Here is a 601-nt window from a genome sequence, read left to right on the forward strand (position 1 = left end):
TCGTGGCATCGGTTTGAGATGCGGTTTTTTCTGTGAACCTTTGAGACAAAGTCCTGCTTTTCCATAAAGTCCTCATTGGCTTTTGAGCGGTATGCTGTGTCTGCCCAAACCATTGATACCGTATTGATTTTATCCAGCAGGCCCTCGCGCGTAGTCTGGCGCCATCGCTGGCAGCGGCATCCGTTGCCTTCCATTTCCGGATGAACCGAAACTTCCGGTCGATGGGGACGTTGGATTTGTAGCCAAAGAACGGGATGGCGAGGTTTGTTGCAGGGATCGTCCCGTCATCCTGCCGTTTTGCTTTCGTGAATTTCAGTGTCCATCGTGCATGACGATCCTTATGCGACAGCTTTGCCGGCTTGTCCTGTCAGTCTTCGGGGATACGTCCTGTCCGGAGATCCGATTTCTCAGCGTTTGCATTGCGCTGCTTTGGAGCAGCGACCAGCGTTGCATCCAGGATCTGGCCGGACATTGGCATATAACCGGCGTTCCGCAGAATAGCATCAAACCGGTCAAACAGTCTTTCAATAGCTCCCGCCTGGGTCAGACGTTTCCGGAACAGCCAGGCAGTCTTGGCATCAGGCGCGCGGTCAGACAGCCC

1 pseudogene is annotated in these 601 nt (G+C 54.1%); it reads right to left on the minus strand.

Going from position 1 to position 601, the window contains the following annotated elements:
• A pseudogene (locus GSP01_RS14645) lies at positions 1-601 on the minus strand (IS5/IS1182 family transposase); the annotation flags it as partial.

The organism is Gluconobacter sphaericus NBRC 12467 (genome assembly GCF_006539125.1).
In the GTDB taxonomy this organism is placed as follows: Bacteria; Pseudomonadota; Alphaproteobacteria; order Acetobacterales; family Acetobacteraceae; genus Gluconobacter; species Gluconobacter sphaericus.